This window comes from Bacillus sp. MT(2024) (genome assembly GCF_036362845.1).
In the GTDB taxonomy this organism is placed as follows: domain Bacteria; phylum Bacillota; class Bacilli; order Bacillales; family Bacillaceae; genus Bacillus; species Bacillus velezensis.
This window is the reverse complement of the sequence record NZ_CP143632.1, coordinates 1,103,785-1,128,463: the sequence shown is the minus strand read 5'-3', so window position 1 is coordinate 1,128,463 and position 24,679 is coordinate 1,103,785. Positions and strand designations below refer to the sequence as shown.

The following is a 24,679-nucleotide window of genomic DNA, read 5'->3' as shown; positions in this document are numbered from 1 at the left end:
CAAATGGATGAACACCTTTTAATGGGAGGACCCCTTTTTGAAATGCGCCCGACTGAATAACCGAACGATACATTTACATACATATTCTAGAGAACATTACCAATTCCTTTTTGAAGAAGCTCAGAAAGGAAATATTTTTTGCGCACATTGTGACCAGCCCGTCTTGATGCGGCTTTCGATTTTAGAACAGCCGGCATTTTATCATCGGCAAAAGGGAGACTTCATCGCCTGTGAAAAAGCATGCGCGGCCGAGGAACCACAAGCGGAGAAAGAAAAAGAAGAGTATAAGGAGGCAGGCATGTTCCGCCTGCCGAAAGGAAAAGCGATTTCAGAGAATCCGAAACCTATCGTCTCAGAATGGAAAAGCCCGAAAAAAGTGCCTGGGGCCGAACCGTTTTCACCAACATCCGAGGCGGCTGATACATCTTTGTTCCCCGGCATCGGCCTGAACCGCGAACAGATGAAGGCAGTTACTGAAACGGACGGGCCCCTGCTGGTGCTCGCCGGAGCGGGAAGCGGAAAAACGAGGGTGCTGACAGCCCGCGCCGCCCATATGATTGAACACCTCGGCATTTCACCTGAGAATATGCTGCTTGTGACCTTTACGACAAAAGCCGTCGCCGAAATGAAAGAGCGGATGGCGAATGAGTACGGGCTGGCAGCCGGAAAAGTCTCCCGTCTCGTGACCGGAACATTCCACAGTTTTTTCTATAAAATACTCTATCATTATGATTCTTCAAAATGGAACGGCAGCCAGCTTTTAAAAATGGAGTGGCAAAAAGAGCAATATGTGAAAAAGGCGCTTTATGAAGAAAATTTGGATGAAAAAGAGTTTCCCGTCGACCAGGCGCTACAGCTTATCGGCTGCTGGAAAAACACGTATCTCCCCCATGAGACCATTCCGCTTGCGGACGACTGGGAGAAAAAAGTGTACCGGCTCTACGAACATTACGAACGGCAGAAGCGGGAAAAACGGCAATTTGATTTTGATGACATGGCCCAAGGCTGTTATGAACTGTTTCAAAGCCGGCCTGATATTCTCGCGCAGTACCAAAACAGATTTTCTCATATTTTGATTGATGAGTTTCAAGATATTAATCCTGTCCAGTACAACATTATGCAAATGATCGCAAGCCCGGAGAATAACCTGTGCTGCGTGGGTGATGACGACCAATCCATTTATGCGTTCCGCGGCAGCAGCCCGTCTTTCATTCTTGATTTTCAAAAGGATTATCCGGCAGCAAAGACCATTTACTTAACGGCAAATTACCGCTCGCCGCATCCGATCGTCTCAAGCGCTCATGCCGTCGTAAAGAAAAATAAAAAACGGTATGAAAAAATACTTTCTGCCGTCAAAGACGGCGTTCACAATCCCGTGATATTTTATCCTTACGATGAAGAAGAAGAAGCGACCATGATCGTTTCGGATATGAAAGAGAAGATTCAAAACGGGGCGAGCCCTGACGATTTCGCCGTGCTTTACCGGACAAACAGCGCCGGACGGGCCATTTATGAAAGACTGCACCAATCATCGATTCCTTATCATGCCGACCGTGGCGTGCAGACGTTCTACAGCCGCAGAATCGTACGCCAGATCCTCGCCTACTTATATGCGAGTCAGAATGAAGATGATACGGATGCGGTGAAAGACCTGCTGCCCGCCTTATTTTTAAAGCAATCCGCCCTGCAAACGTTAAAGGCGCTGTCAATCACGGAAGATTGCACGATGATTAAGGCACTGACGAAACTGCCTGACCTGAAGCCTTTTCAAATAGGGAAGATCAAGCAGATCGTTCCGTTTTTCGCAAGCATCCGGACAATGAAGCCGGTTGAAGCCATCACCTTTGCAGAAAGCAAAATGGGTTTTTCCGAGTATTTAAAAAAACGGGGCAATGAGGGAAACAAACTGGAAAAAGGCTCTGATGATCTCAGGGATGTCAAAGTGGCCGCCAAAAAATTCAAAACCATTCCCGATTTTCTTGCGCATGTCGATCATATGCGCGCCGCTGAGAATCAGAAAACCGATGAAAACGGCGTCGAACTGCTGACCATTCACCGCTCTAAAGGTCTTGAATTCAATACGGTCTATATTTTAGGCGCGGCTGACGGCTCGATCCCCCATGACTTCGCGCTTGAGACGGCGAGACAGGGCGATCCCGCTCCGCTCGAAGAAGAAAGACGGCTCCTGTATGTCGCAATGACAAGGGCCATGCAGCATTTATATGTATCTTGTCCCGCGTACAGGCGGGGAAAAACAGCGCGCAGCTCAAGATTTCTCGAGCCCCTTCTCCGGACGGACAGACGGAGCGCACTCAGGATATAAAGAACCCGGCAGATCACTGCCGGGTTTTTCTCACATAAAAAGGCCTTTTTAGCAAGGCCGGCTGACGCCTATTTATTGTTCAACATTTTAGAAATGGTGCCAAAATCAAGTTTCTCTTTACCGCTTGTAATCGATTGAACGATTTTGTCTTCCAATTCTTTCGGAACACGCTTGTTAGCCAGCTGGGACACCTTCTGAATGACGCCTCTCACCGTGTTTTCATCTTTGAAATTGGCATTTTGCAATGATCCTGCAAGGTTCATGACATCCTTCATGCTGACGCCTGTTTTCTTCTCAATATTTTTGAAAAATTGATTATCCATGGTGTGCCTCCTTTTGTGGAGTAATACGATATTGTATGAATAAAGAGCGGAACATGTGCCCGTAAGACAAGGAAAAAATTCAGAGTGCCCCGTCTCTATACTCCTTCATACATCAGGGAAGCACGGGACTGAACGGTCCCGCGCTTATCCAAAGTCTTGCTAAGGTTTAGCCAAAAAAGGATGCACCGACAATGATCAGAAGGATGAACAATACGACAACAAGAACAAATGTTGAGCCGTAGCCGCCTCCGACATAGCCGCCTCCGTATCCGCCGCAGCCGCCGTAACCGTAGCCGCCGCCGAATCCGCCATATCCGAATCCCATATCTAAGCACCTCCTTTACTCTCTATACTCTATGTGAGCCGACTTATTTGGCTTGGATAAATGCATAGGGCCGGTGCGGATTTCATTCATTTTATTGAGAATGCTCATTTTTCTTCAGTTTCGCTTCTGTTTCGGCGGCAAACACATCTATCCATTCCTCAAAGCGCGATCCCGCTTCATCAAACTCAGACAGCTGTTTTTCAATAGATAAGATATAGTTGTCATGCTCCCGCTGATTTTGATTGTGCCGGCGGTATTTAGCGTTTATGAATGATTCAAATATATTCATAACATCCCCTCCTCCTATGATCTATGCCGGACAGAGGCCGGCGTTCGGCAAAAAACAAAAAAAACCGGAAGCTCCGGTTTTTTAGAAAACGGCTATTTCGGTTTTTTCTTTTGGCCGCAGCCGCAGCCTTTTTTCTTAATTTTTTTTTCGTAAGGCTGATGCACAGTTGATTTGTATGGAGAGTGTTGGGAAGGTTTGCTTGATTGATTCATGGTGATCCTTCCTTTCCTTATGTCATATATGCCAGTTTATGCCGAAAGTGACGGTAAGTTGCTGGTGGAACCGCCTTATTCCTGCAGAAGACGAGAAACCGCAGCTTCAATGATCCCGGACGCGCCGGCTATGGCTAACAGCAAAATCAGCCATTGCGCGGCCTCGGGGATCACAATCTGCGCCGCAATTAAAAAGGCGGCGCACCATACGCCCGTACACCAATAGCAGCTGAGAAGTTCACCGATAAATGCCCTGATGCCTTTTCCTTTTATGACAATGTAGGTTTCTGTCGTGCCGTCGGGTGCGGTTTCTGTTTTTTCCTCGTGAAAAAGGCTCCGAAGCGGCGCCATAATGGTGTCAAATACGAAAAGCCTGGCCAGCCGGAAAACGGCAAACGATAACAGAATAAATGAAAGCCAATTGATAACCACCTGTTCACTCCTTTTCAAAACTTGACCTCTTTATACATATGCGAAAACCCTGATCTTCATGAATCGCACCTTGTCCGGTAAAAAAATAGGTGCGGTTTAGTTGTTTTTCTTATTCCGCTCGGCGTTTCATTTGCATTATATAGAGTATGAATGAGAAAGGAGTGAAGGTTATGTCGTTTGAAGAAAAAGTCGAAACACTGCAACCGCAAATATACGAACAATTATCCAACGAATTCGAGCAGACGATCGAAGTGATTGATTGCGAAAATGTCACAATAGATACAACACATATAACGGCCGCTCTTTCTATACAAGCCTCAGTTACTACGGCGATTATCCTCGCGACACAGCTCGCGATCGCAGATGAAGACACAGCCGACCAAATCGCAACCGAACTGCTGATCCTGGATGATTGCCAAATAAAAAAGAGGACCGTCATTCAAGTCCTGAACAGCCGCAATATTAAAATCACACTGACAGCAGACGATATCATGGCCTTTGTACAAATTTTGTTTCAATTATTAAATATACTTTTTGCTGAACTAGACATCCTTTAACCTTTCTTTTCAAATATTTAAATAGAGGTGAGAACAAATGGCAGATAACGAAAAATTAAAAAAAGAACTCGAAAATCTACCAGAAGTGGATCCGCTTTTAAAGGTGCTTGTCAGCAATGTCTTCAAAAAACACGGCGTGACAAAGGATAAAATGCGGGAAATACCTGATGAAGAAAAAGAAATGCTGATCGCATTAGTCAAAGACATGCAGGCAAAAACAGAAGCTTTTCTTGAAAGCCAGAAACAGAAAAAAGAGCAGGAAAAAGCGCAAGAACAGCAGACAAATCCGCAAACCCGCAGAGAACAATTAATCGAACAGCTCCGGCAAAGACGCCAAAATCCCGGTCAATAACTAAAAAATAGTGATTTTTATCAGGATAGATGCCTGAGTCAAAATAAGAGGCCGGCTCATTTAATAATAGTAAAAGAAAAGGAGGAATAGATATGGAAAGCAGACCATACTCTTGGGTTGCACTTGATCCTGAATGCGAACATCCGCGAGAAGAAAAAGAAGAAAAAGAAGGAAGAAGATGTAATGTTTGCTGTAACGGACATGGATTTGGCGAAGATAATGCCTTCCTTGACCAAGACCTGGCTCAGGCGAATCTCAACAAACAAGTTTCTGAAGAAGCGATTATTATCAGAGACTCTTGTGATATTAACGTGACGTCAACAGACGTTCAAGCAGTCGCTTCAGTCATGACAGCGATTAATGCAGCAGTCGTAACGGCCACTCTCACTTCAATTGCTGACGGAGTCATCGCCGAATTGGTCGCACAAGACTTATTGCAGCTAACAGCTAACAAACAAATCAACCGTCAAAAACTGCTCATCGAAAACTCCCGCGGCGTAAACGTGACAACAGTAGATGCCGATATCGCAGTGTTGATCTCAACAGCCACAAATTTACTGATTGCTGTCTTAGTCATCACCCTCGTCCTCTAAAAAGAAAAAGCAGAGCTAAAAATGCTCTGCTTTTTCTTATTTTCTCCGCATATGATGAATATATAGACGTTCACCCACACCAAGTGAGGCTCGCGTACATATGTTGTTAAAGACAAAAGTCAAATACCCTAAAAGAAGGAGCTGAAATCCATGAGCTGCGGAAAACACCATGGCCGAGATGAAAGTTGTGTATGCGATGCAGTCGAGAAGATTTTAGCAGAACAAGAGGCTGTTGAAGAACAATGCCCGACTGGATGCTATACCAATCTGTTAAGCCCGACGGTTACCGGTAAAGATACCATCCCGTTTCTCTTGTTTGATAAAAAAGGCGGTTTGTTCTCCACATTCGGGAACGTCGGAGGATTTGCGGATGACAGCCAGTGCTTCGAGTCTATTTTCTTCCGGGCAGAAAGAGTTTGTGATTGCTGCGCGACGCTGTCAGTATTGCGCCCCGTAGATGTGCACGGCGACACCCTCAGCGTCTGCCATCCTTGTGACCCGGATTTCTTCGGTTTAGAAAAAACAGATTTTTGCATTGAAGTTGATCTGAGCTGCTTCAGCGCCATTCAATGCCTTTCACCGGAGCTTGTTGACCGGCCTGAGCCGCACAAAGAGAAAAAGCATCACGGATAGTCATTGATTCGCATCTTTCCTAAAGAAGAATCCCCTTCCAACCTTCTATTACAGATGCAATCATCAGCCCGCCCGGACTTCCGGGCGGCTGACTCTCCGATATCGTTTAATCCGGTATATAAAACGTGAAGTCAGGAGGGATATTATGAGCAAGCATACAACATACTGTGTGCGTGAAGCGGTAGAAAATATTGAAGACCTGCAAAATGCGGTCGAGGAAGATTGCCCGGCCGGATGCTATTCCAACCTTTTATCGCCGGGTTTTTCATTAGGCGATACAGTGCCGTTTGTGCTTTTCACTTCTAAATCATCACCGTTTACCGCATTCGGAAATGTCGGCGAGCTGGATAACGGTCCGTGTTTTAACACCGTTTTTTTCAGAGTTGAAAGGGTCTGTGACGGCTGTGCCACATTAAGCCTGCTTATTGCTTTTGACGAGCATAAGCACATTCTTGATTTTACAGATAAAGACTCTCTCTGCGATGTATTCCGTTTAGAAAAAACGAACTATTGCGTTGAAGTCGATCTCCATAGCTTCTGCGCCATCAATTGCCTGAACCCGAGACTGATCAACCGCACACATTCTTAAATCAAAAAGCATAAAAATAAGCTGCCGGATTAAAGAATTCAGGCAGCTTTTTGTATGGTTAAAATCCAAGCGGATGCAGCGAGGTGATATCGTCTATTGCGAGTTCTGCCGGCGCTCCGTTGCTTGTCGTCCGCAGGAAGATCGCATTATTTTTTCTGCCGACGATTACGCCTCTGTAGGTTTTTCCGTTGGCTTCTATCAGACAAAGGGTCCGCGGCATATTATGCGGCAGCTTCGTTAAGAAATCAATTTTTTCAAGAATGGACATTCTGCTCATCGGCTTTTTCACGCGCTTTGGCGGAACCTTTTCCTCTGGGGCGGCATTGTGAACCGCTTCAGGCTCTTTTTCAGCGGCATCAGGCTCTTTTTTAGCGGCGTCAGGCTTGGCAGTGTCCTGCTCCGCTTGCACCGGAACTTCTTGAACGGCTTCTTCTGACCGGCTGTGCTGTTCAGGTACTTGCTTTTCTGGTTCGACAGCCACTGCTCCTTCAGGCTGAGTTTTACATTCTTCCTCCCGCTTTCCATGCATCGGCTCTTCTTCCGGCGGCTGCGGCGCTTTCCTTTTTTTGATTAATATGTCCTGCATTGATGATTGCGTGTCTGAATAATCCGCCTGAACAATATACATGAGCGGTTTTTTTTCCGCGTTTCTGTTTTGTTTTGACATCTTCATCCCTCCGATTCTGTCATGTTTTATTTATATGACGGAATGATTAAAATCAGAAGAAAGAAAAAAGCAATCCCTGAAAGGGACTGCTTGTTATTTAACGTGCGGTAATATGGAATCCTGAATCCACGTGAAGATTTTCGCCCGTGATGCCTCTTGACAGGTCACTGAACAAGAATGCAGCCGTGTCGCCCACTTCTTCAGGTGTTGTCGTGCGGCGCAGCGGCGCGCGCTCTTCAATTTCTTTCAGGATAGAGTTGAAATCACTGATTCCTTTTGCAGACAGCGTACGGATCGGCCCTGCTGAAATGCTGTTGACGCGGATGTTTTCTTTTCCTAAGTCAGCGGCTAAATATCTCACGCTCGCATCAAGAGACGCTTTTGCCACACCCATTACGTTATAGTTTGAAACGACGCGCTCTCCGCCGAGGTAAGTGAGTGTAACGATGCTTCCGCCTTCAGTCATAATCGGACGCGCCGCTTTTGCGACCGCTGTCAGAGAGTAAGAACTGATGTTATGCGCAAGCAGGAATCCTTCGCGGTTCGTATTTAAATATTCGCCGACAAGCTCTTCTTTGTTTGCAAACGCGATGCAGTGCGCGATGCCGTGAATCACGCCGACCTGCTCTTTAATGCTTGCAAAGCAAGTTTCGATCTCAGCGTCATTTGTCACATCACACGGAAGGATGATGGAATCATTTCTTTCTAATGTAGCCGCAAGGTCATGAACTGATTTTTCCAAGCGCTCTCCCGCGTAAGTGAAAATGAGGCGCGCTCCGGCTTCATGCAGCGAACGGGCGATTCCCCATGCGATACTGCGTTTATTGGCAACGCCCATCACAACGATGTTGCGGCCTTCAAGTGAGAAATTCATATGTATAAAGCCTCCTGTAATCGTCTTAAAGACATAGTTTTAGTACCTGATCTTAATTTTTATCATATCATAACCTTGTCCAGATTGAAAGCATGGGAAAAAGACCGCGGATGTTGACGCGGCCTCTTTTTTATCTCGTCTGCAGACTGTTCCTTTTAAAGGCAAAATGATTGGTCGGGCCGTGTCCCGCTCCGATGCCGAGCGTATGTTCCACGGCTTCCCGCACAAAATTGACGGCTGTCTCAAACGCGGTCTGAATGTTTTTCCCCTTTGCCGTTTCCGCCGTCAGCGCGGCTGCGAACGTGCAGCCTGTTCCGTGGGTGTGTTTCGTGTCAATATAAGCGTGGCTGATTTGGGTAAAAGACGAACCGTCAAATAATAAATCAACGATTCTCCCCTGTTCAGGCTGATGTCCGCCTTTTATGATGACATGCTTTGCCCCAAGCTTGCAAAGGCGTTCGGCCGCTTTTTTCCGGTCCTCAAACGTGCGGATTTCCATCCCCGTCAATACCTCAGCTTCCGGAACATTCGGCGTCACCGCATAGCTGCGCGGAATTAACAGCTCTTTTAACGCGGCCTGAGATTCCTCACGCAGCAGGGAAGCGCCTCCTTTGGCAATCATGACGGGATCGGTGATGAGATGATCAAGCCCGTACTGATCCGTTTTTTCCGCAATTTCCGCAATCATTTCCGCGCTCCACAGCATTCCCGTTTTTACAGCGTCAGGCCGCAAATCTTCCGCCACCGCGTCAATCTGGCTGCCCAGCGCCTCCCGGGTGAGCGGATAAATGCCGTGAACGCCCAACGTGTTCTGGGCGGTTACCGCTGTAATGGCTGACATTCCGAAAACGCCGAGCTCCTGAAAGGTTTTGAGATCCGCCTGTATACCGGCGCCGCCTCCTGAATCTGATCCGGCAATCGTCAATGCTTTGCATATGCTCATGATGTTTTTCGCTCCTTTCGCATTATCCGATCCATTTATGATAAAAGGATTTCGCTCTGCTGATATCACTTGTGCCGTGTATTAATGCTCTGCCGTCACGAAACAGTACCATCTTGAAATTGTCTGTGCAAAACGAAATTAAATACGGGTTGGCTGAAACATCAAGCCCTGCCCGTCTGAGCTGTCCCGCAAGGTTTTGCAGATCAAACTGTTCGGAAATCCCCGTTCTGATCTGCACCGTGTTCCGTCCGCACAGAACCGCCGCCTTTGTCTGATTTTCATAGGATAAAAACGGAAAATCGTTTGTGCCGCAGCTTGGGCAATCAGCCGACTTAAGACGGGCGACGTTTATTTCTGACCGTTCATTTTTCCATAAATCAAAGGAACGGAGAACATGCTCGATAGATCCGCCCGTTAACAGCTTCAGCGCATCTGCTGCCTGAAAAACGGCCGTCTGCAATACAGCCGGGCTGATGATTCCCGCCGTATCGCATGTCATACCGCCTAAGGGCAATGTCTCAAGCAGACAGTGAAGGCACGGCGTGACACCGGGAATGACGGTAAAAGAGAGCCCGTAGCTGCCGACACAGGCGCCGTACAGAAAGGGAATCCCTTTCTGCACAGCAGCATCGTTCACAATCAGTCTCGTTTCAAAGTTGTCGGCGGCATCCACGATGAGGGAGGCGCCACGAATCAATCCGGGTGCGTTTTCCGCAGTGACATCCATGACAAATCCCTCGACCTCTACATCACTATTTATAGACCGAAGCCGTTTTTCAGCCGCCGCGGCTTTCGGCATTTCCTGTCTGACATCGTCTTCGGTATAAAGCTGCTGGCGCTGGAGATTACTCCACTCCACATAATCTCTGTCAGCGATCGTTACCTTCCCGACCCCTGCTCTGACAAGCATCTCCGCACTTGCCGTCCCAAGCGCACCCGCGCCGATAATCACGGCATGAGATGACCGGAGCTTCTCTTGGCCGGAGGGACCGATCGGCTGAAACAGCTCCTGTCTGGAATATCTGTCCGTCATACCGGAAGACCGTCTCGCGGACTGCTTGCAGTTCCGTAATCTTTCACCGGAATTCTCCCGGCTTCATAAGAAAGACGGCCCGCTTCTACGGCAAGCTTCATCGCCCGGGCCATTTTGACCGGATCATCAGCGCCTGATACAGCGGTATTTAACAGCACGCCGTCAGCCCCGAGCTCCATCGCGTAGGCGGCGTCTTTTGAAGATCCGACGCCGGCATCGACAATGACCGGCACCTTCGCCTGTTCAATGATAAAAGAAAGATTCAGCGGATTTAAAATTCCCTGACCGGAACCGATCGGCGAAGCGCCCGGCATAATGGCATGCACTCCGAGCTCCTCAAGACGTCTTGCGAGCACGACATCGTCTGACGTATACGGAAGCACGATAAATCCCTCTTCGAGCAGCTGTTCTGATGCTTTCAGCGTTTCAACCGGATCAGGCAAAAGTGACCGGCTGCATCCGATGACTTCTACTTTTATCATGTCACAAAGCCCTGAAGCTTTGGCAAGCCTTGCGATTCGGACCGCCTCTTCAGCCGTTGCGGCGCCGGCCGTATTCGGCAGAAGCGTGTATTTAGACAAGTCAAGCTGTTCGAGAAAGTTAGGCTGAGACTCTTCAAAGATGTTCATCCGCCGCACCGCAAAGGTTAAAATATCTGATTCCGAGACGGCCACCGCCTCTTTCTGAATCTCAAAACTCGGATATTTTCCCGTTCCTAACAGCAATCTTGACCGAAACTGTTTTCCGCCTATTGTTAACATCCTCATCCGCCTCCTACAAAATGGACAATTTCTATGACATCGCGGTCACACAAACTTGTATTTTCATAATTCTTTTTTTCAATGATTTCTTTATTTCTCTCCACAACTACGATTCTTTGATCAAGCTGGTACGATTCAAGCAAATCCTGAACCGTCCCCTCTTTTCGATTCCAATCAATTTGTTTTCCGTTCAGCTGAAGGATCATATATGAACAGCCTCCTTGCGATCGATTCGAAACGCTTCTTCCCATTCCCGTTTGACTTGTTGCCCCAAGATCATATCCCGCACCATTACAGCCGTTGCCGGCGCCAACAGGATGCCGTTCCGAAAATGGCCGGCGGCGAAGATGAGGCCGCTGTCTTCAGGATGCCGCCCGATAAACGGCTTGCCGTCTTTTGTTCCCGGCCTGAGCCCCGCCCAAAACCGGTCTATTTTCATATGTTCGATGGCGGGAAGCATGGTTTTCGCTTTTGCAATGACGGCCTCAATTCCTCCGATGTCAGGCGTATCGCTCCAGTCACCCTGTTTCATCGTGGCGCCGATGACAAGCCGGCCGCTTTTTCTCGGGACGACATAACAATGATCATGGTAAAGGGTTTTGGTCAGCGGGGTATCGTCATTCCACACGGAAAGGCATTCTCCTTTCACAGGAAAAAAAGGCTGTCCCAAGCCGAGCTGGCTGAAAAACCGGCCGCTCCATACACCGCTTGCAACTGCGACTTTGTCAGCATAAACATCCCCGCCGGACGTTGTGATGCAGTATTCTCCGTTCACCCGTTTTACGGAAGTAACTTGTGTATGCTCATATATGTCAGCGCCATAGCGCCGCGCCCCTTTTGCATACGCTTTGCAAACATAGTACGGTTCGACATGGACATCGTCTTTTATAAAACTGGCGCCGAGAATGTCTTTTGAAGCGTAAGGCTCTTTTTCAAGGGCATCTTCCGCTGAAAGCCAAGTGACGGAAGGCAGATCATCCATCTTCCGTAAACGGGCGATATCTTCTTCGGTATACGCCAGTTTAAGCATTCCGCCGTTATGGCGCCTGATGTCAATGCCGCAAACTTCCTCAAGCTCTTGCCCCGCCGCTTCATACAGCCTTTGACTGTGCATGGCAAAATCAAAAAACGCATCCCGGTTTTCACATTCTGCATGAGCGCCCAGCATTCCCGCGGCAGCGCTTGTCGTTTTTCGGCCGACTTCTCCGCCTTCAAACAAGACAACGTTCTGCTGCGTCTTCGCCAGCTCATAAGAAATGGCGCACCCGATAATTCCGCCGCCGATCACCGCCGTATCATAGTGCTTCTTCATAATCGGCCTCCCTTACCGCGCGTGTATACCGTTTTGCCGCCTCCTCAGGATTTTCAGCAGAGAAAATGCCTGACATGACGGCAATTCCGTCCGGCTTCGCCTGCTTTGTGTGTCCGATCGTCTGCAGTGTCATTCCGCCGATTGCGATAACGGGGATGGAAAGCGTGCGTTTGATCTCTGAAAGCAGGCTGATGCCTCTTGCTTCAAGTCCTTGTTTACATTCGGTTTCAAATATATGGCCGAACACCACATAATCCGCATCTTCCTTTTCAGCTTGGATGGCTTCTTCCAGCGAATGGACCGAACGTCCGATATGAAGATGGGGAAATCTGCTTCGCACCTGCTTTACGGAAAAGCTGCGGGACGGAAGCTGAACACGGTGTATGTTGGCAAAAAGCGCGATATCCGCCCTGTCATTGATGATCAATTTGTCCTTATCCGCACCGCCCTTTTTCAAAAGGGACAAAAGCTGCATGATCTCTCCCGCTGTTTTATCCCGCTCACGGATATGGATAAAGCTTACTTCGCGCTGAATCGATAGAATATCCTCGGCCAGCTCGGCAACGGGTTTGCGATTATCAGTTACCGCGTGCAGCTCCAAAGGATTCCACCTCTTTTCCGTCCTTCTCGGACCAGCCTTCTTTTTGATAAGCCATTCCCCAAAATTGATATTCATAATAGCTTGAAATCACAAAATTCTCTTTCATTTTCGCGCGGATTTCCTCTGTGCTGTTTTCAGCAATCTCGTCAAAACGGCTGATCTGTTCTTCGACCTGCTGTCTGAACCAGTCTCCGCCGTATGTACCGATCCATTTTTCATAAATCGGATGCTCCGGTTTGCACTCTTTTAAGTGTTCGCCGACTTCATAATAAAGCCAATAACAGGGCAGAAGCGCAGCTAATATTTCTCCAAAATTCCCGCTCATCACCGATCTGTACATATGAGACGTATAAGAATAGGCGGTCGGTGCCGGTTTAAATGCCGCACGCTCTTCTTCCGTAATCCCTAAAAGCTCCGTAAACTCGCGGTGCAGCGCCATTTCCGCTTCATATGTCCCTTGAGCGTGGCCCGCCATCCTGCCCGTCGTAAACAAGTCTTCGGCATATGCGGCGCCGAACGCCTGAACTTTTGCAAAATGCGTCAAATAGTAGGAATCTTGCAGCACGTAATAGCTGAAACGGTCTATCGGCAGGCTTCCGTCACCGATTCCCGTTACAAACGGATGAACAAAACTTCCGTCCCACCATTCGGCAGCCGCCTGTCTGCATTCTTCAGAAAATGTCATCATGTCTTCCCCCCTGATAAAATAAAAAAACCACTTTCCCGCATCGGAAAAGTGGTTTGGAATTTAAATGGATAAAAGGAACCCCAAAAAAATACCGCTCCACTTCCCTACGCAGGTCTGAACCTGTTCAAGTTATGAGGGTCTAAAAGTCTCACTTTTATCTCAGCCCTTATGAAGGACACCCCTAGTGGTCATACGATTAATGATTTATTTGTTATGCCTTCTATATTATCACGAATTGGAATTTGGTCAAGCTTCAAGGACTTTTCTCAGTTCCGACACGTAGTTGCGCGAGCCCGTGACGATGAGACGGTCTCCTGTTTTCAGCCGCGTGTCTCCGTGCGGAACGATGCTGTCCACACCTCTGAAAATCCGGACGAAAATCACATCGCCCATCAGCGGAAATTCCCGCAGAATGATGCCGTTATACGCCGGGTTTTCCAGATTGATCTGATATAACGAAGACTCCTCATTCGTCAGGAGGCTCATCACGCCCGGCGCCTCAATTAACGCGCGCAGCAGCGTTTTTGTAGACAGAAGGATAGAAAAAATACTGATGCCCTCTTCTTTCAGTTTTGTTTCATGCTCAACCGAGCCGACGCTTGCGATGATACGCTCAGTCCCTTTCTCTTTCGCTAGTAAGGCGATTTCAGCGTTCACATCTTCATTTCCCGTCGCCACGACAAGAATATCCGTTTTAAAAATACCGTGCGACTCAAGCGTGCCGGGCTCGTAATCAGAAATCGTGTCAACTGAAAAAACGGATTCCGCAAGCGTTTCCCCGGCATTTTCCTGATACACATGGACGACCCGTACTTCATATTCCTCTTCAGGCAATTCCAGCGTAACCGGGAGCGTCATTTGGTTGGCGCCGATAAATGTAATGCGCTTTTTTTCCTGCGGCGCGCTTTGCCGTTTGAATAATTTCTTAAAGCCGATCGGCGTGATGATGCTGGCAATAACCGCAACTAAAGTCAGCGCGCCGGACATATTGGCGCTGATAATGTGGAGCCTTTCTCCGATCGTAGCCGCCGCGATAACAAGCGACAGCGTGGACGTCAGCAAAAAGCCCGAAGCAAACACGGTTCTTTTGTCGTACCATTTCTTTAAATAAAACACCGGGAACATTTTGCTGATAAACAGCGCAAGCAGAAGCAGCGGAATCATCGTTAATGTTTTCGGATCTTGGAAAAGCGTCCAAATGTCCAATTTCACCCCGACCATGACGAAAAAGATCGGAATTAAAAACCCGTAGCCGAAGGAATCCAGCTGTTCCACCATTTCTTTATTCGGAGACAGAAGCGATACCAGAACGCCTGCCAAAAACGCGCCGAGAATATTTTCCGCCCCGAGAGATTCCGATAAAGCGACAAGCACGATAATCAGTGTGAAAATGGCTCTCGTGCCGATCTGCACAGTGCCTTTAGACATCGACTGCACAAATGAACGGTGTTTAAAGATCCTGCCGAAGAAATACAGCACGACCCCCGCGGCAAAGAGAATCAACAGAAGCCACATATTTCCGCTGTCTTCTCCGTAAAGAGAAGAGAAGAAAGCGAGCAGAATCATTGTAGCCAAGTCCGCGATAACGGCGACAAGCAGGATAATCTGGCCGATATTGGAGTTCATGATCCGTTCTTCTTTTAAAGTCGGGACCACCACACCGAGTGATATCGTCGAAATAATAAGCGTCATTAAAAATGCGTTTTGTATAAAACCGGCTAATACAAAGGCATAGGACAGCAGCAATGATAAAATAAAGATGCCGAAAAAGATAATCAGTGCGGCAGAAAACGTGTTGGGCGCTTCCTTGCCGTTCGGAAGGAATTGTTTTTTCTTCCCTTTCTCAAATGATGAAAAATCAATTTCCAAGCCGCTTAAAAACATTAAAAAGATAAAGCCTAGAACAGACAGCGTCTCCAGCCATGTATCTCCCTGAACGACAAGATTCAGGCCGCTTTTTCCGATAATAAGCCCCATGATGATCTCCGCGACGACGACGGGGATGCTGAGCTTAAACCGATGTAAAAGGAGCGGCGTCAAAAAAGCGACGATCAAAACGACGACTAAAGATGCGACTGATGTGTGTTCCATTTGTAAATACCTCCTTAAAACAAGGGTTATAAAAGCCCGCTTTAAGCGGGCGAAACCTTACTTTTTTTTAAAAACATAACGCATATTCTAACAAGGCTGAACGCGAAAAAAAAGTGATAAGGCTTTATTTCTTTAATTCTTTTTTAATTTGTGCAAAAACAGCGTAATTAGGTATAGGAATTAGCCCCATAATAAATAAAAAACCGTTAATAAGGAGGCTGACACGAATGGCTTACGACATCATCAGCGATATACACGGATGTTATGACGAAATGATCGCCTTAATGCAAAAGCTCGGATATGAAGTGAAAGACGGAACGCCCGTCCATTCTGAAGGCAGAACGCTTGTCTTTGCGGGGGATTTAACGGACAGAGGCCCAAAATCCGTAGAAGTGATGCGTTTTGTGGCAAAAGCATATGAAAAAGGAGCCGTCCGTTATGTCCCGGGAAATCATTGCAACAAACTGTATCGTTACTTAAAAGGAAACCCCGTAAAAGTGATGCACGGACTGGAAACGACGGCAGCCGAACTGAAAGAGCTGTCTCCCGCCGACAGAACGGAAGTCTCCGGACAATTTATCCGATTATATGAGTCAGCGCCGCTTTATGATATTTTACATAATGGCGATCTCGTTGTCGCCCACGCCGGCATAAAAGCTGACGATATCGGTAAATACTCGCGTAAGGTAAAAGAATTTGTTCTGTACGGCGATATTACGGGTGAAACGCATCCCGACGGCAGACCCGTCAGAAGAGACTGGGCTGCCGACTATGAAGGCAAGGCGTGGGTTGTGTACGGCCATACCCCGGTAAAACGCCCCCGGATCGTCAACCATACGATCAACATTGATACAGGCTGCGTCTTCGGCAATCAGCTGACAGGCTTTCGTTTTCCGGAGCATGAAACCGTCTCTGTGGAAAGCTCAATGCCCTATGATGCTTCACGCTTTCGCGAGGATCACGGCAGGCAGGCATGAAAAAAAAGCCCGAAACCGGTAAACGGTTCGAGCTTTACATGTGTTCAATTAATGTTTTCATATCGTCAGGCACCGGGGCGTGAAAAACGAGCGTTTCTCCGGTCATGGGGTGTACGAATGAAAGCAGCTCACTGTGAAGAGCCTGCCGGGCAATTCCCTCATTTTTTCCGCCGTACAGTGTATCACCGACTAACGGATGGCCGAGGTAGCTCATGTGCACCCGGATTTGATGCGTCCGCCCCGTTTCCAGCCGCAGGGCTGCAAGCGTAAACGCATGTCCCGCTTTTTCCGTTTGAAAATGCGTCACCGCTCGTTGTCCATCCGGCGTTACCATCCGCTCAATAATACTGTCGTGTTTTCTTCCGATGGGCGCGTCCACCGTTCCTTCCTTCTGCAGCATGATCCCGTGTACGACAGCGAGATACCGCCTGCTGACAAGCCCCTTTTTCTGCGCTGCCGACAAAAGAGAATGGGAAAGCCGATGTTTGGCGATGAGCATCGCCCCCGATGTATCCCTGTCAAGGCGGGTGACAAGATGAACCGTTGATGGCACGCCGCTTTTTCGGTAGTGGCTGATCACTCCGTTAGCGATGCTTTCCGACGGGTGTTCTCTTGATGGAATTGAGGAGACATACGGCTGTTTATTGACCACAAGCACATGGTCATCTTCATAAAGAATATCAAGCGGAACCGGCTCAGGCAAAAGCGTTTCACTCACATGCTCCTTCGGAAATTCAATCTTAAGCACGTCTCCCTCCGCTAACACGGTGCGGACGGTTACATGCTCTCCGTTCACAAGCAGGTCTCCCCCGCCGAATTTAATGTCAGCGAGAAGCCGCTTTGAAATGCCGAGCTGCGCCGTATATTCTTTTACCGTCATGCCGGCTTCCCGGGCAGTCATGTTCTTTTGGATAAAAAAGTTGTCCAATCCGTTTCCTCTTTCTATTCGCCTTTTCCGATAAAGGAATCCTGCACCCTTTTCCAAAACGGAAAAGGGCGGAATCTTGCAAATCTGACTTTTTCATTTGCCACACGGCATAGAATGGACTTGACATCCTTATGCAGCAAGGTTAAATGATCAATTGTGACTTGAAAGTCGACGTCGTTTCTCGGTTTGATGACACAGTTATGATGATCGGGAAGCAAAAGCGGCGAGCCGACAGTCCTGAACACTCTGTTGTTAATAGATGCCATTTCCGCAAGCTGAATCGCCCTTATGGAAGGGTGGATGATTGCGCCGCCTAACGCCTTATTATAAGCCGTGCTTCCGGAAGGCGTGGACAGACATAAACCGTCTCCCCTGAACGTTTCAAACAGCTGGCCTTTAATTTCCACGTCAGCGACGAGACTGCCTTCTATGCTTTTGATCGTACATTCGTTCAAAGCCAGATACCGCTCCTCACGCTCTTCATCATGATAAGTGACAATCACCTCAAGAAGGGGATACTCCACGGTATGATACGGCGTTTTGGCAATGGCCAGAACGAGCTTTTCTATCTCCTGCGGAACCCAATCGGCATAAAAACCCAAATGCCCCGTGTGAACTCCGACAAACGCCGTTTTATCGAGACGGTCGCTGTACCTGTGAAATGCGTAAAGAAGCGTTCCGTCACCGCCGACGGAAATAACGATTTCCGGCTCTTTTTCATCCAAGGTCATATCAAAATCGAGTAAATACGCCTGTATTTTGCTTTTCAGTGTATCTGAAACCTCGTCTCCTTTTGAAGAAACGGCAAATTTCATGCCATTCCCCTCCTTTCCTACTGGCGGTCTCCCGCTTTTTTCTTTCGCGAGAACGCGGCTTGGGCTTCCTGGATTTCTCCGCGGATTTCTGACATTTCTTCATCGAGCCGGGATGCGGCTTCTGAGGCCCGCTGCAGCCTCAGCTTCACTTTTTCGGGAATGTTCCCGCTGTATTTGTAATTCAGTGAATGCTCAATGGTTGCCCAAAAGTTCATGGCAAGCGTCCGAATCTGTATTTCCACAAGAACGTGCTTTTCTCCGGACGTTGTTTGTAAAGGATATAAAACGACAAGGTGGTAAGACCGATATCCGCTTTCCTTATGCTCTGCTATGTAATCCCGCTTATCGACAACGGTAAAATCTTTTCTGGCAAACAGCATATTTTTGACGATCTGGATATCATCGACAAATTGGCACATAATACGCAGCCCCGCGATATCCTGCATCGTTTCAATCTGATGAAGCGGTATGCTTTTTCGTCTCGCTTTTTCAAGTATGCTCGCCACCGGCTTCACGCGGCCAGTCACAAACTCAATCGGTGAGTGGTCATCTTCATACTCATAAAGGGTTCTGACGCCTTTCAGCTTCACCTTTAATTCTTCAACAGCCTGGCGGTATGGCGCTAGAAATTGCTCCCATTGTTTGTCATCCATCGTACATCCCCCAATTCCGAACCTGTTCTAAAGAAATACGTTTTTCACTTTTTCTTCCATATCTCCGTAGTTTGCATTATCTTTAATATTTTCAAGAAGATAATCGAGTTCTTCATGCAGCCCTGAAAGTTCAACCGTTTTCCCGCCGGCCTCAAGGACCGCCGGTTTTCCTTGGTCTAAGGCTTCTTTCAGATCCGGCCAGACATGTTCTTTTATAATGACATATTCAAAAGAGTCAGCTGATTCAAGTATGTATACAAAAGCAAAGTGATCGGAATCAACAAGCATTTGACCTGAGGCTTTGCGTTCCGCTCCGCTTAAGTCTTCTCCGCACTTCAAGCGGAGCGCGTCTTCTGTTAATGATGCATTCTGGATTTCAATTCTCTTTTGCATAATGTTCTCCTTTTTTAACAAAGTACAGCATTTATTTTATCATATCAAGGTCGATATTGATAAACGTAACCTCTAAAGAGATAATGGGAATTATACAATTTTTCGTCCTGAAAGGAAGACTGTCATGACCCAAGAAATAGAAATTGAATTCAAAAACCTGCTGACAAAATCAGAATTTCTGAAGCTGAGTGAAGCACTCTGCATGAAAGAACATGATTTTAAACAGCAGGTCAATCATTATTTCGACACGAAAGATTTTTCTCTGAAACAAAAAAAATCAGCACTCCGCATCCGAGAAAAAGACGGCTCGTTCGTTCTGACGTTAAAAGAACCTGCCGCGGTCGGTCTGCTGGAAACGCACCAACAGCTTGCGGCGGCACCGGATCTTGACGTCTTCAAGATTCCGGATGGCCCCGTCAAACGGCAGCTGGACGGTCTAGGAATCCGTTCAGAACACATTTGCTGCTTCGGAACGCTGTCGACCGCACGCGCGGAAAAAGAATCAGAAAAAGGCTTAATCATTTTAGATCACAGCCGATATTTAGAGAAAGAAGACTTTGAATTGGAATTCGAGGCTGCTGACTGGGATGAAGGAAAACGGGCGTTTGAACAATTGCTCAAGCAATTCGGCATCCCAGAGCGGATCACGAAAAATAAAATCCAGCGTTTTTATGAACAGAAACAGAAAAAGGTGGAATGACACAGTGAATATAACGAATTGGGCGGCCCTTCTCCAGCTGCAGTCAATGGCGCTGCAATCAATATCTCATACAAGCACGGCTTCAGGCGGACAATCTTCAGAAAGCCCGCTTGCCAATTTCAGCGCGCTGCTCAGCCAGTATACGGACACAGCCGTACGGCAGCAGCCGGAATCGGGAATTTTAAACGGTGTGCGGACCGCTCACGCTTCATATTCACCGAGAATTCCCGTTTCATCCGGTACCGCGGCTGCTTCACAGACCGCTTCCGCGGGCATAAAGTCTCCGGATGCGGCTTCTGATATCAGCACCGGAAACTTTTCAATAGACAGCGCCATTCAGAAAGCGGCCGAAAAATACGGAGTGGACGAAAAGCTGATCCGCGCGGTTATTAAACAGGAATCAGGCTTTAATCCGAAAGCTGTCAGCGGTGCGGGGGCAATGGGACTGATGCAGCTCATGCCTTCCACGGCAGAATCACTCGGGGTGTCAAACCCGCTTGATCCCGTCCAGAACGCTGAGGGCGGCACAAAGTACTTAAAGCAGATGCTCACGAAATACGACGGAAATGTATCTCTCGCGTTATCCGCCTACAACGCAGGCCCCGGCAACGTAGATCGGTACGGAGGCATTCCGCCGTTTAAGGAAACACAGCAATATGTCAAAAACATAACCCGGCAGTATTACGCGTAAACCAGAGAGGCTTCCTTCGCCCTCTGGTTTTTTTGCGGAGTGAAATCTTACACATGAATGAAGGCGATGTGATATGATATGAAATACAAGCGCCTGACAGAAAGGCACTTTGTTTGTAGAAATAAAATGTTATTGCTAAAATATACAGTAACTGAAGATAGTAAAACTGAAAGATAAATTCGCAATGGGAATTATGATTCCTATTAGCCATATAAAGGAGTAGTCAACATGGGACAATCGTTTAACGCACCATATGAAGCGATTGGAGAGGAACTTCTATCGCAACTTGTTGATACTTTTTATGAGCGTGTCTCGTCTCATCCCTTGCTGAAGCCGATATTTCCAAGTGATTTGACTGAAACGGCCAGAAAACAAAAGCAATTTTTAACCCAGTATTTGGGCGGACCTCCTCTTTATACTGAAGAGCACGGACATCCCATGCTCAGGGCAAGGCATCTCCCCTTTCCGATTACGGACGAGAGGGCTGATGCGTGGCTAAGCTGTATGAGCAAAGCGATGGATCAGGTCGGGCTGGAGGGCGATATTCGTGAATTTCTGTACGGGCGTCTGGAACTGACGGCCAGGCATATGGTAAACCAGTCAGAAGCGGAGGATCGATCATATTGACGAATTATCAGCATGAGCAATACTTCGCCCATTGCCACGGACATCCAAAAAAACCGCTCGAAATTTACATGTTTGTCGACCCTTTATGTCCTGAATGCTGGTCGCTGGAGCCCGCCATAAAAAAATTAAAAATCAAATACGGACGTTTTTTTACGCTGCGGATCATTGTGTCCGCGAGCATTACATCGCTGAATAAGCAAAAGCGGAAAAAACACCTTCTTGCCGAAGCTTGGGAAAAAATTGCGAACCGTTCCGGGATGCCCTGTGACGGAAGCCTTTGGCTTGAGCAGGATCAGCCTCTTTCATCGCCCTACCTTGCCGCACTCGCTTTAAAAGCGGCCGAACTGCAGGGAAGAAAAGCGGGCATTCTGTTTCTCCGCAGCATGCAGGAAAGCCTGTTTGTCTCCAAGCAGAATATTACGGATGAAGACGTTCTTTTAGAAATTGCCGAAAAGACGAAATTGGATGTTGAAGAATTCAAGCGCGACCTCCATTCGCAAAGCGCGGTAAAAGCGCTTCAGTGCGATATGAAAATCGCGGCGGAAATGGACGTCACCGTCAACCCGACATTGACGTTCTTTAACAGTCTGCATGATGATGAAGGGCTGAAGGTTCCCGGCAACTATTCTTATGACGTATACGAAGAGATCCTATTCGAAATGCTCGGGGATGAACCGAAGCCTTCTGAAACGCCGCCTTTGGAATGTTTCATTGAATATTTCCGGTTTGTCGCATCGAAAGAAATCGCACTCGTTTATGATTTGAGTCTAGAAGAAGTTGAAAAAGAAATGAAAAAACTGGCATTCGCCAAAAAGGTCGCCAGAGTGGAAGCAAAGCATGGTCTGTTTTGGAAATCTCTGGCCGGCACCCAGGAGGATGTCACCTGTTGTGATCCTTAAAAAAAGCTGATTCCTTACGGAGCCGGCTTTTTTTGTGCAAATAAAGAAACCGCGCCGGGATAAGCGCGGTTTCATATGTCTTAACGACAACAAAGGGGATGGGAGAAATTTTTCACGGTCAAACAAAGGGGTAATGTTTGTTTGTGATCAATTTCACATCCTTATCATATCAAATCTTGTCGAGTTTTGACAAGCCATAAGATTAATGTTCATATTTTTGTCACAAAACATAACTGACTGCTTGTTTTCATAGAATATATCAATCATAAACAAGGAGGGAAATCAATGCTCCGCACCGTATTGATCATCGGAATGATTGTGTTTTTCTTCTTTTTAAACCTGCTGGCTATGATGCACATGCTGCCGATTTACATTACATCTCCCCTGCTGTTTCTGTCCATATTGTTTGCCCTGTACCGGCTGAATCACCGAAAAACGTTTAAGGGGTTTTAGAAAAAGCCTGCGCATCTTATGCACAGGCTTTTTTGAATTACGAAGGGTTCACTTTCGAAAGAAGCTCTTCCATTTCATTCAGTTTCTCTTCAAACATTTTGCAGGCCGCCTCGATCGGTTCAGGCGATGTCATATCGACTCCCGCTTTTTTCAGTATGTCGATCGGATATTCCGAGCTTCCCGCTTTTAAGAATTCGGTATAGCGCTCCACCGCAGGCTTACCTTCTTTTAAGATCTGGCTGCTCAGCGCTTGGGCCGCACTGTAGCCTGTCGCATATTGATACACATAATAATTGTAATAGAAATGCGGAATTCTTGACCATTCCAGACTGATTTCTTTATCAATCACCATGTTGTCACCGAAATACTTTTTATTCAGATCATAATAAAGTTCGTTTAGCAGTTCAGGCGTTAGCGGCTCGCCTTCCTGCGCTTTCGTATGAATCAGATGCTCAAATTCAGCGAACATCGTCTGTCTGAACACTGTGCCTCTGAACCCTTCAAGCATGTGGTTGAGCAGGTACAGACGCTGTTTTTCATCCTTTAAGCTGTTCAGCATATATTCACCGAGCAGCGCTTCATTAGTCGTTGAAGCGACTTCAGCGACAAAAATGCTGTAGTTACCGTACGGATACGGCTGATATTTTCTCGTATAGTAGCTGTGCACGGAATGGCCGAACTCGTGAACGAGCGTAAACAGATTATTGACATTGTCATGCCAGTTCATCAAGATGTACGGATTCGTGCCGTATGTACCGGACGAATAAGCACCGCTGCGTTTTCCTTTGTTTTCGTATACATCGACCCAGCGGTTTTCAAGTCCTTCTTTTAAAATAGACGCGTATTCCTCGCCCAGCGGAGCAAGTCCTTTGAGCATATAATCTTTCGCTTCCTCATATGTGACCTTCATTCCCGAATCTTTTACAAGCGGTGTGTACAGGTCATAAATATGGACTTCATCAAGGCCGAGCACCTTTTTCCGCAGGTCAATGTAACGGTGTAATAACGGAAGATGTTTATTGATCGTTTTAATAAGGTTATCGTAAACTTCTTCAGGGATGCTGTTATTGGATAAAGCCGCTTCCCGTGCTGATTTATATTTTTTCACACGGGCGTAAAAATTATCTTTTTTCACAGTGCCGCTGAGTGTAGTCGCCATCGTGTTTTTATACTGTCCGTATGTTTTATATACGGCTTCAAATGCGTTTTTGCGGACTTCACGATTGCTGCTTTCCAGGAAATTAATAAAGTTGCCGTGTGTGATTTGAGTTTCCTTGCCGTTTTCATCCTTAATCGACGGAAACGTAATATCGGCGTTATTTAAAACACTGAATGTATTGGAAGGTGACGACAGCGCTTCAGAGGCTTCCGCAAGCAGGGCCTCTTCTTGTTCGCTCAGCACGTGCGGACGCTGTTTTGTAATTTCTTCAATTGCATGGGAGTAAAGCTTAAGCTCCTCTTTTTCCAGAATAAACTGGTGCAGCTTGTCCTCCTGAATCGCCAGAATTTCCGGTTCAATGTAAGCAGTCGCGCTGGCAGCCTGAGAATACAGGCTTGCGGCTTTGTCGTTCAGCCCTTGGTAGAAAGAATTTCCCGTATCCTGGTCTGAGCGCATATGTGCGTATGCATAAAGTTTCCCAAGGCGGTTCGTCACTTCATCCTGTGCCGTAAGCGCCGCGTATAAATTATCAGCCGAATGAGCAAGCGTGCCTTTAAAAGAAGATAAATTCGGAATTAATTCTTTAACTGCTTGAAATTCTTTATTCCAGGCCTCATCACTAGGAAAAATATCCTCTAGTCTCCATGTATGCTCTGCCTTTACTTCACTTCTGTCAGGCAGCTGTGCTGCTTTATTTTCCTCAGTCATGGTGATCCCCCTCGTTTTCTTTACTTCAAGCCAATTGAAAAAACGATTGTTTCTCCAAAAACTTGTGTTGTGATTATC

31 protein-coding genes and 1 riboswitch are annotated in these 24,679 nt (G+C 47.1%); of the genes, 12 read left to right on the top strand and 19 right to left on the bottom strand.

Annotation, left to right across the window (positions count from 1 at the left end; genetic code table 11):
- The first annotated feature begins 37 nt into the window (after positions 1-37).
- Positions 38-2,323, top strand: coding sequence for an ATP-dependent helicase (locus VP472_RS05850; protein WP_146276522.1), 2,286 nt, complete (start codon positions 38-40; stop codon positions 2,321-2,323).
- Positions 2,324-2,391: 68 nt separating this feature from the next.
- Here VP472_RS05850 and VP472_RS05845 read toward each other — a convergent pair whose 3' ends face one another.
- From VP472_RS05845 to VP472_RS05830, 4 genes are all read right to left on the bottom strand, one after another.
- Positions 2,392-2,646, bottom strand: coding sequence for a sporulation-specific transcription regulator SpoVIF (locus tag VP472_RS05845; RefSeq protein WP_003154986.1), 255 nt, complete (start codon positions 2,644-2,646; stop codon positions 2,392-2,394).
- Positions 2,647-2,812: 166 nt separating this feature from the next.
- Positions 2,813-2,971: a YjcZ family sporulation protein gene (locus VP472_RS05840; RefSeq protein ID WP_070081640.1), complete on the bottom strand. Its 159-nt coding sequence runs from the start codon at positions 2,969-2,971 to the stop codon at positions 2,813-2,815.
- Positions 2,972-3,062: 91 nt separating this feature from the next.
- Positions 3,063-3,260: a hypothetical protein gene (locus VP472_RS05835; protein WP_146276520.1), complete on the bottom strand. Its 198-nt coding sequence runs from the start codon at positions 3,258-3,260 to the stop codon at positions 3,063-3,065.
- A gap of 287 nt (positions 3,261-3,547) precedes the next feature.
- Positions 3,548-3,904, bottom strand: a complete 357-nt coding sequence (locus tag VP472_RS05830; RefSeq protein WP_069473263.1) for a DUF1360 domain-containing protein — start codon at positions 3,902-3,904, stop codon at positions 3,548-3,550.
- A gap of 170 nt (positions 3,905-4,074) precedes the next feature.
- Between VP472_RS05830 and VP472_RS05825 the strand changes: the two genes are divergently transcribed.
- The 5 genes from VP472_RS05825 to cotZ all read left to right on the top strand — a co-directional run bounded on the left by VP472_RS05825 (position 4,075) and on the right by cotZ (position 6,628).
- Positions 4,075-4,461 (top strand): spore coat protein, encoded by a 387-nt coding sequence (locus VP472_RS05825; protein WP_003154992.1) that lies wholly within the window; start codon positions 4,075-4,077, stop codon positions 4,459-4,461.
- Between the two features lie 37 nt (positions 4,462-4,498).
- Positions 4,499-4,813 (top strand): hypothetical protein, encoded by a 315-nt coding sequence (locus VP472_RS05820; protein WP_003154993.1) that lies wholly within the window; start codon positions 4,499-4,501, stop codon positions 4,811-4,813.
- A gap of 92 nt (positions 4,814-4,905) precedes the next feature.
- Entirely contained in the window at positions 4,906-5,406 is a 501-nt protein-coding gene (locus tag VP472_RS05815; RefSeq protein ID WP_044802820.1) for a spore coat protein, read from the top strand.
- 150 nt (positions 5,407-5,556) lie between these two features.
- Positions 5,557-6,039 (top strand): CotY/CotZ family spore coat protein, encoded by a 483-nt coding sequence (locus VP472_RS05810; protein ID WP_003154995.1) that lies wholly within the window; start codon positions 5,557-5,559, stop codon positions 6,037-6,039.
- 145 nt (positions 6,040-6,184) lie between these two features.
- Positions 6,185-6,628 carry a spore coat protein CotZ gene (gene cotZ, locus VP472_RS05805; RefSeq protein WP_003154997.1) on the top strand — a complete coding sequence of 148 codons (444 nt, stop codon included), beginning with the start codon at positions 6,185-6,187 and terminating at the stop codon, positions 6,626-6,628.
- 58 nt (positions 6,629-6,686) lie between these two features.
- Here the strand turns inward: cotZ and VP472_RS05800 are convergent, their stop codons facing one another.
- The 10 genes from VP472_RS05800 to VP472_RS05755 form a co-directional block, all read right to left on the bottom strand.
- The gene (locus VP472_RS05800) at positions 6,687-7,295 is read right to left on the bottom strand and encodes a CotO family spore coat protein (RefSeq protein WP_077722066.1); all 609 of its coding nucleotides are present in this window, start codon (positions 7,293-7,295) and stop codon (positions 6,687-6,689) included.
- Between the two features lie 97 nt (positions 7,296-7,392).
- A complete protein-coding gene (gene fabI / locus VP472_RS05795; RefSeq protein WP_003155001.1) occupies positions 7,393-8,169 on the bottom strand; it encodes an enoyl-ACP reductase FabI in 777 nt (258 codons plus the stop codon).
- 130 nt (positions 8,170-8,299) lie between these two features.
- Positions 8,300-9,112: a bifunctional hydroxymethylpyrimidine kinase/phosphomethylpyrimidine kinase gene (gene thiD, locus VP472_RS05790; RefSeq protein ID WP_070081636.1), complete on the bottom strand. Its 813-nt coding sequence runs from the start codon at positions 9,110-9,112 to the stop codon at positions 8,300-8,302.
- Between the two features lie 22 nt (positions 9,113-9,134).
- Complete coding sequence (gene thiF, locus VP472_RS05785) at positions 9,135-10,145, bottom strand: thiazole biosynthesis adenylyltransferase ThiF (RefSeq protein ID WP_077722063.1); 1,011 nt, start codon at positions 10,143-10,145, stop codon at positions 9,135-9,137.
- Positions 10,142-10,912 carry a thiazole synthase gene (thiG, locus tag VP472_RS05780; protein WP_088005363.1) on the bottom strand — a complete coding sequence of 257 codons (771 nt, stop codon included), beginning with the start codon at positions 10,910-10,912 and terminating at the stop codon, positions 10,142-10,144. Before thiG ends, thiF begins: the two co-directional genes overlap by 4 nt.
- A complete protein-coding gene (gene thiS, locus VP472_RS05775; protein WP_003155008.1) occupies positions 10,909-11,112 on the bottom strand; it encodes a sulfur carrier protein ThiS in 204 nt (67 codons plus the stop codon). Before thiS ends, thiG begins: the two co-directional genes overlap by 4 nt.
- The gene (gene thiO, locus VP472_RS05770; RefSeq protein ID WP_146276519.1) at positions 11,109-12,218 is read right to left on the bottom strand and encodes a glycine oxidase ThiO; all 1,110 of its coding nucleotides are present in this window, start codon (positions 12,216-12,218) and stop codon (positions 11,109-11,111) included. The genes thiS and thiO overlap by 4 nt, the downstream gene beginning before the upstream one ends.
- Complete coding sequence (gene tenI, locus VP472_RS05765; RefSeq protein WP_146276517.1) at positions 12,202-12,819, bottom strand: thiazole tautomerase TenI; 618 nt, start codon at positions 12,817-12,819, stop codon at positions 12,202-12,204. The genes thiO and tenI overlap by 17 nt, the downstream gene beginning before the upstream one ends.
- Positions 12,797-13,504, bottom strand: a complete 708-nt coding sequence (gene tenA, locus VP472_RS05760) for a thiaminase II (RefSeq protein ID WP_003155011.1) — start codon at positions 13,502-13,504, stop codon at positions 12,797-12,799. Before tenA ends, tenI begins: the two co-directional genes overlap by 23 nt.
- Before the next feature lie 87 nt (positions 13,505-13,591).
- A riboswitch (TPP riboswitch) is annotated at positions 13,592-13,700 on the bottom strand.
- A 53-nt stretch (positions 13,701-13,753) separates the two neighbouring features.
- The gene (locus VP472_RS05755) at positions 13,754-15,598 is read right to left on the bottom strand and encodes a monovalent cation:proton antiporter family protein (RefSeq protein WP_102421730.1); all 1,845 of its coding nucleotides are present in this window, start codon (positions 15,596-15,598) and stop codon (positions 13,754-13,756) included.
- Between the two features lie 227 nt (positions 15,599-15,825).
- Between VP472_RS05755 and prpE the strand changes: the two genes are divergently transcribed.
- On the top strand, positions 15,826-16,575 hold the full coding sequence (prpE, locus tag VP472_RS05750) for a bis(5'-nucleosyl)-tetraphosphatase PrpE (RefSeq protein ID WP_146276515.1): 750 nt from the start codon (positions 15,826-15,828) through the stop codon (positions 16,573-16,575).
- Between the two features lie 34 nt (positions 16,576-16,609).
- Here prpE and VP472_RS05745 read toward each other — a convergent pair whose 3' ends face one another.
- Genes VP472_RS05745 through VP472_RS05730 form a run of 4 tightly spaced genes read right to left on the bottom strand, consistent with a single transcriptional unit; the run spans position 16,610 to position 19,364 of the window.
- Positions 16,610-17,503, bottom strand: a complete 894-nt coding sequence (locus VP472_RS05745; protein ID WP_146276513.1) for an RluA family pseudouridine synthase — start codon at positions 17,501-17,503, stop codon at positions 16,610-16,612.
- A 14-nt stretch (positions 17,504-17,517) separates the two neighbouring features.
- A complete protein-coding gene (locus VP472_RS05740; protein WP_003155018.1) occupies positions 17,518-18,318 on the bottom strand; it encodes an NAD kinase in 801 nt (266 codons plus the stop codon).
- A gap of 17 nt (positions 18,319-18,335) precedes the next feature.
- Entirely contained in the window at positions 18,336-18,971 is a 636-nt protein-coding gene (gene yjbM / locus VP472_RS05735) for a GTP diphosphokinase (RefSeq protein ID WP_003155019.1), read from the bottom strand.
- Between the two features lie 27 nt (positions 18,972-18,998).
- A complete protein-coding gene (locus VP472_RS05730) occupies positions 18,999-19,364 on the bottom strand; it encodes a UPF0738 family protein (RefSeq protein ID WP_070081630.1) in 366 nt (121 codons plus the stop codon).
- Positions 19,365-19,488: 124 nt separating this feature from the next.
- Between VP472_RS05730 and VP472_RS05725 the strand changes: the two genes are divergently transcribed.
- The 5 genes from VP472_RS05725 (at position 19,489) to VP472_RS05705 (ending at position 22,734) form a co-directional block, all read left to right on the top strand.
- Positions 19,489-20,064 carry a CYTH domain-containing protein gene (locus VP472_RS05725; RefSeq protein WP_070081629.1) on the top strand — a complete coding sequence of 192 codons (576 nt, stop codon included), beginning with the start codon at positions 19,489-19,491 and terminating at the stop codon, positions 20,062-20,064.
- Between the two features lie 4 nt (positions 20,065-20,068).
- Positions 20,069-20,755 (top strand): lytic transglycosylase domain-containing protein, encoded by a 687-nt coding sequence (locus VP472_RS05720; RefSeq protein ID WP_146276511.1) that lies wholly within the window; start codon positions 20,069-20,071, stop codon positions 20,753-20,755.
- A gap of 228 nt (positions 20,756-20,983) precedes the next feature.
- The gene (locus VP472_RS05715; RefSeq protein WP_003155023.1) at positions 20,984-21,382 is read left to right on the top strand and encodes a globin domain-containing protein; all 399 of its coding nucleotides are present in this window, start codon (positions 20,984-20,986) and stop codon (positions 21,380-21,382) included.
- The gene (gene spxH, locus VP472_RS05710) at positions 21,379-22,281 is read left to right on the top strand and encodes a protease adaptor protein SpxH (RefSeq protein WP_146276509.1); all 903 of its coding nucleotides are present in this window, start codon (positions 21,379-21,381) and stop codon (positions 22,279-22,281) included. Before VP472_RS05715 ends, spxH begins: the two co-directional genes overlap by 4 nt.
- Before the next feature lie 285 nt (positions 22,282-22,566).
- Positions 22,567-22,734 carry a hypothetical protein gene (locus tag VP472_RS05705; RefSeq protein WP_003155026.1) on the top strand — a complete coding sequence of 56 codons (168 nt, stop codon included), beginning with the start codon at positions 22,567-22,569 and terminating at the stop codon, positions 22,732-22,734.
- Between the two features lie 37 nt (positions 22,735-22,771).
- Here VP472_RS05705 and pepF read toward each other — a convergent pair whose 3' ends face one another.
- Positions 22,772-24,601, bottom strand: coding sequence for an oligoendopeptidase F (pepF, locus tag VP472_RS05700; RefSeq protein ID WP_003155028.1), 1,830 nt, complete (start codon positions 24,599-24,601; stop codon positions 22,772-22,774).
- Positions 24,602-24,679 lie beyond the last annotated feature (78 nt).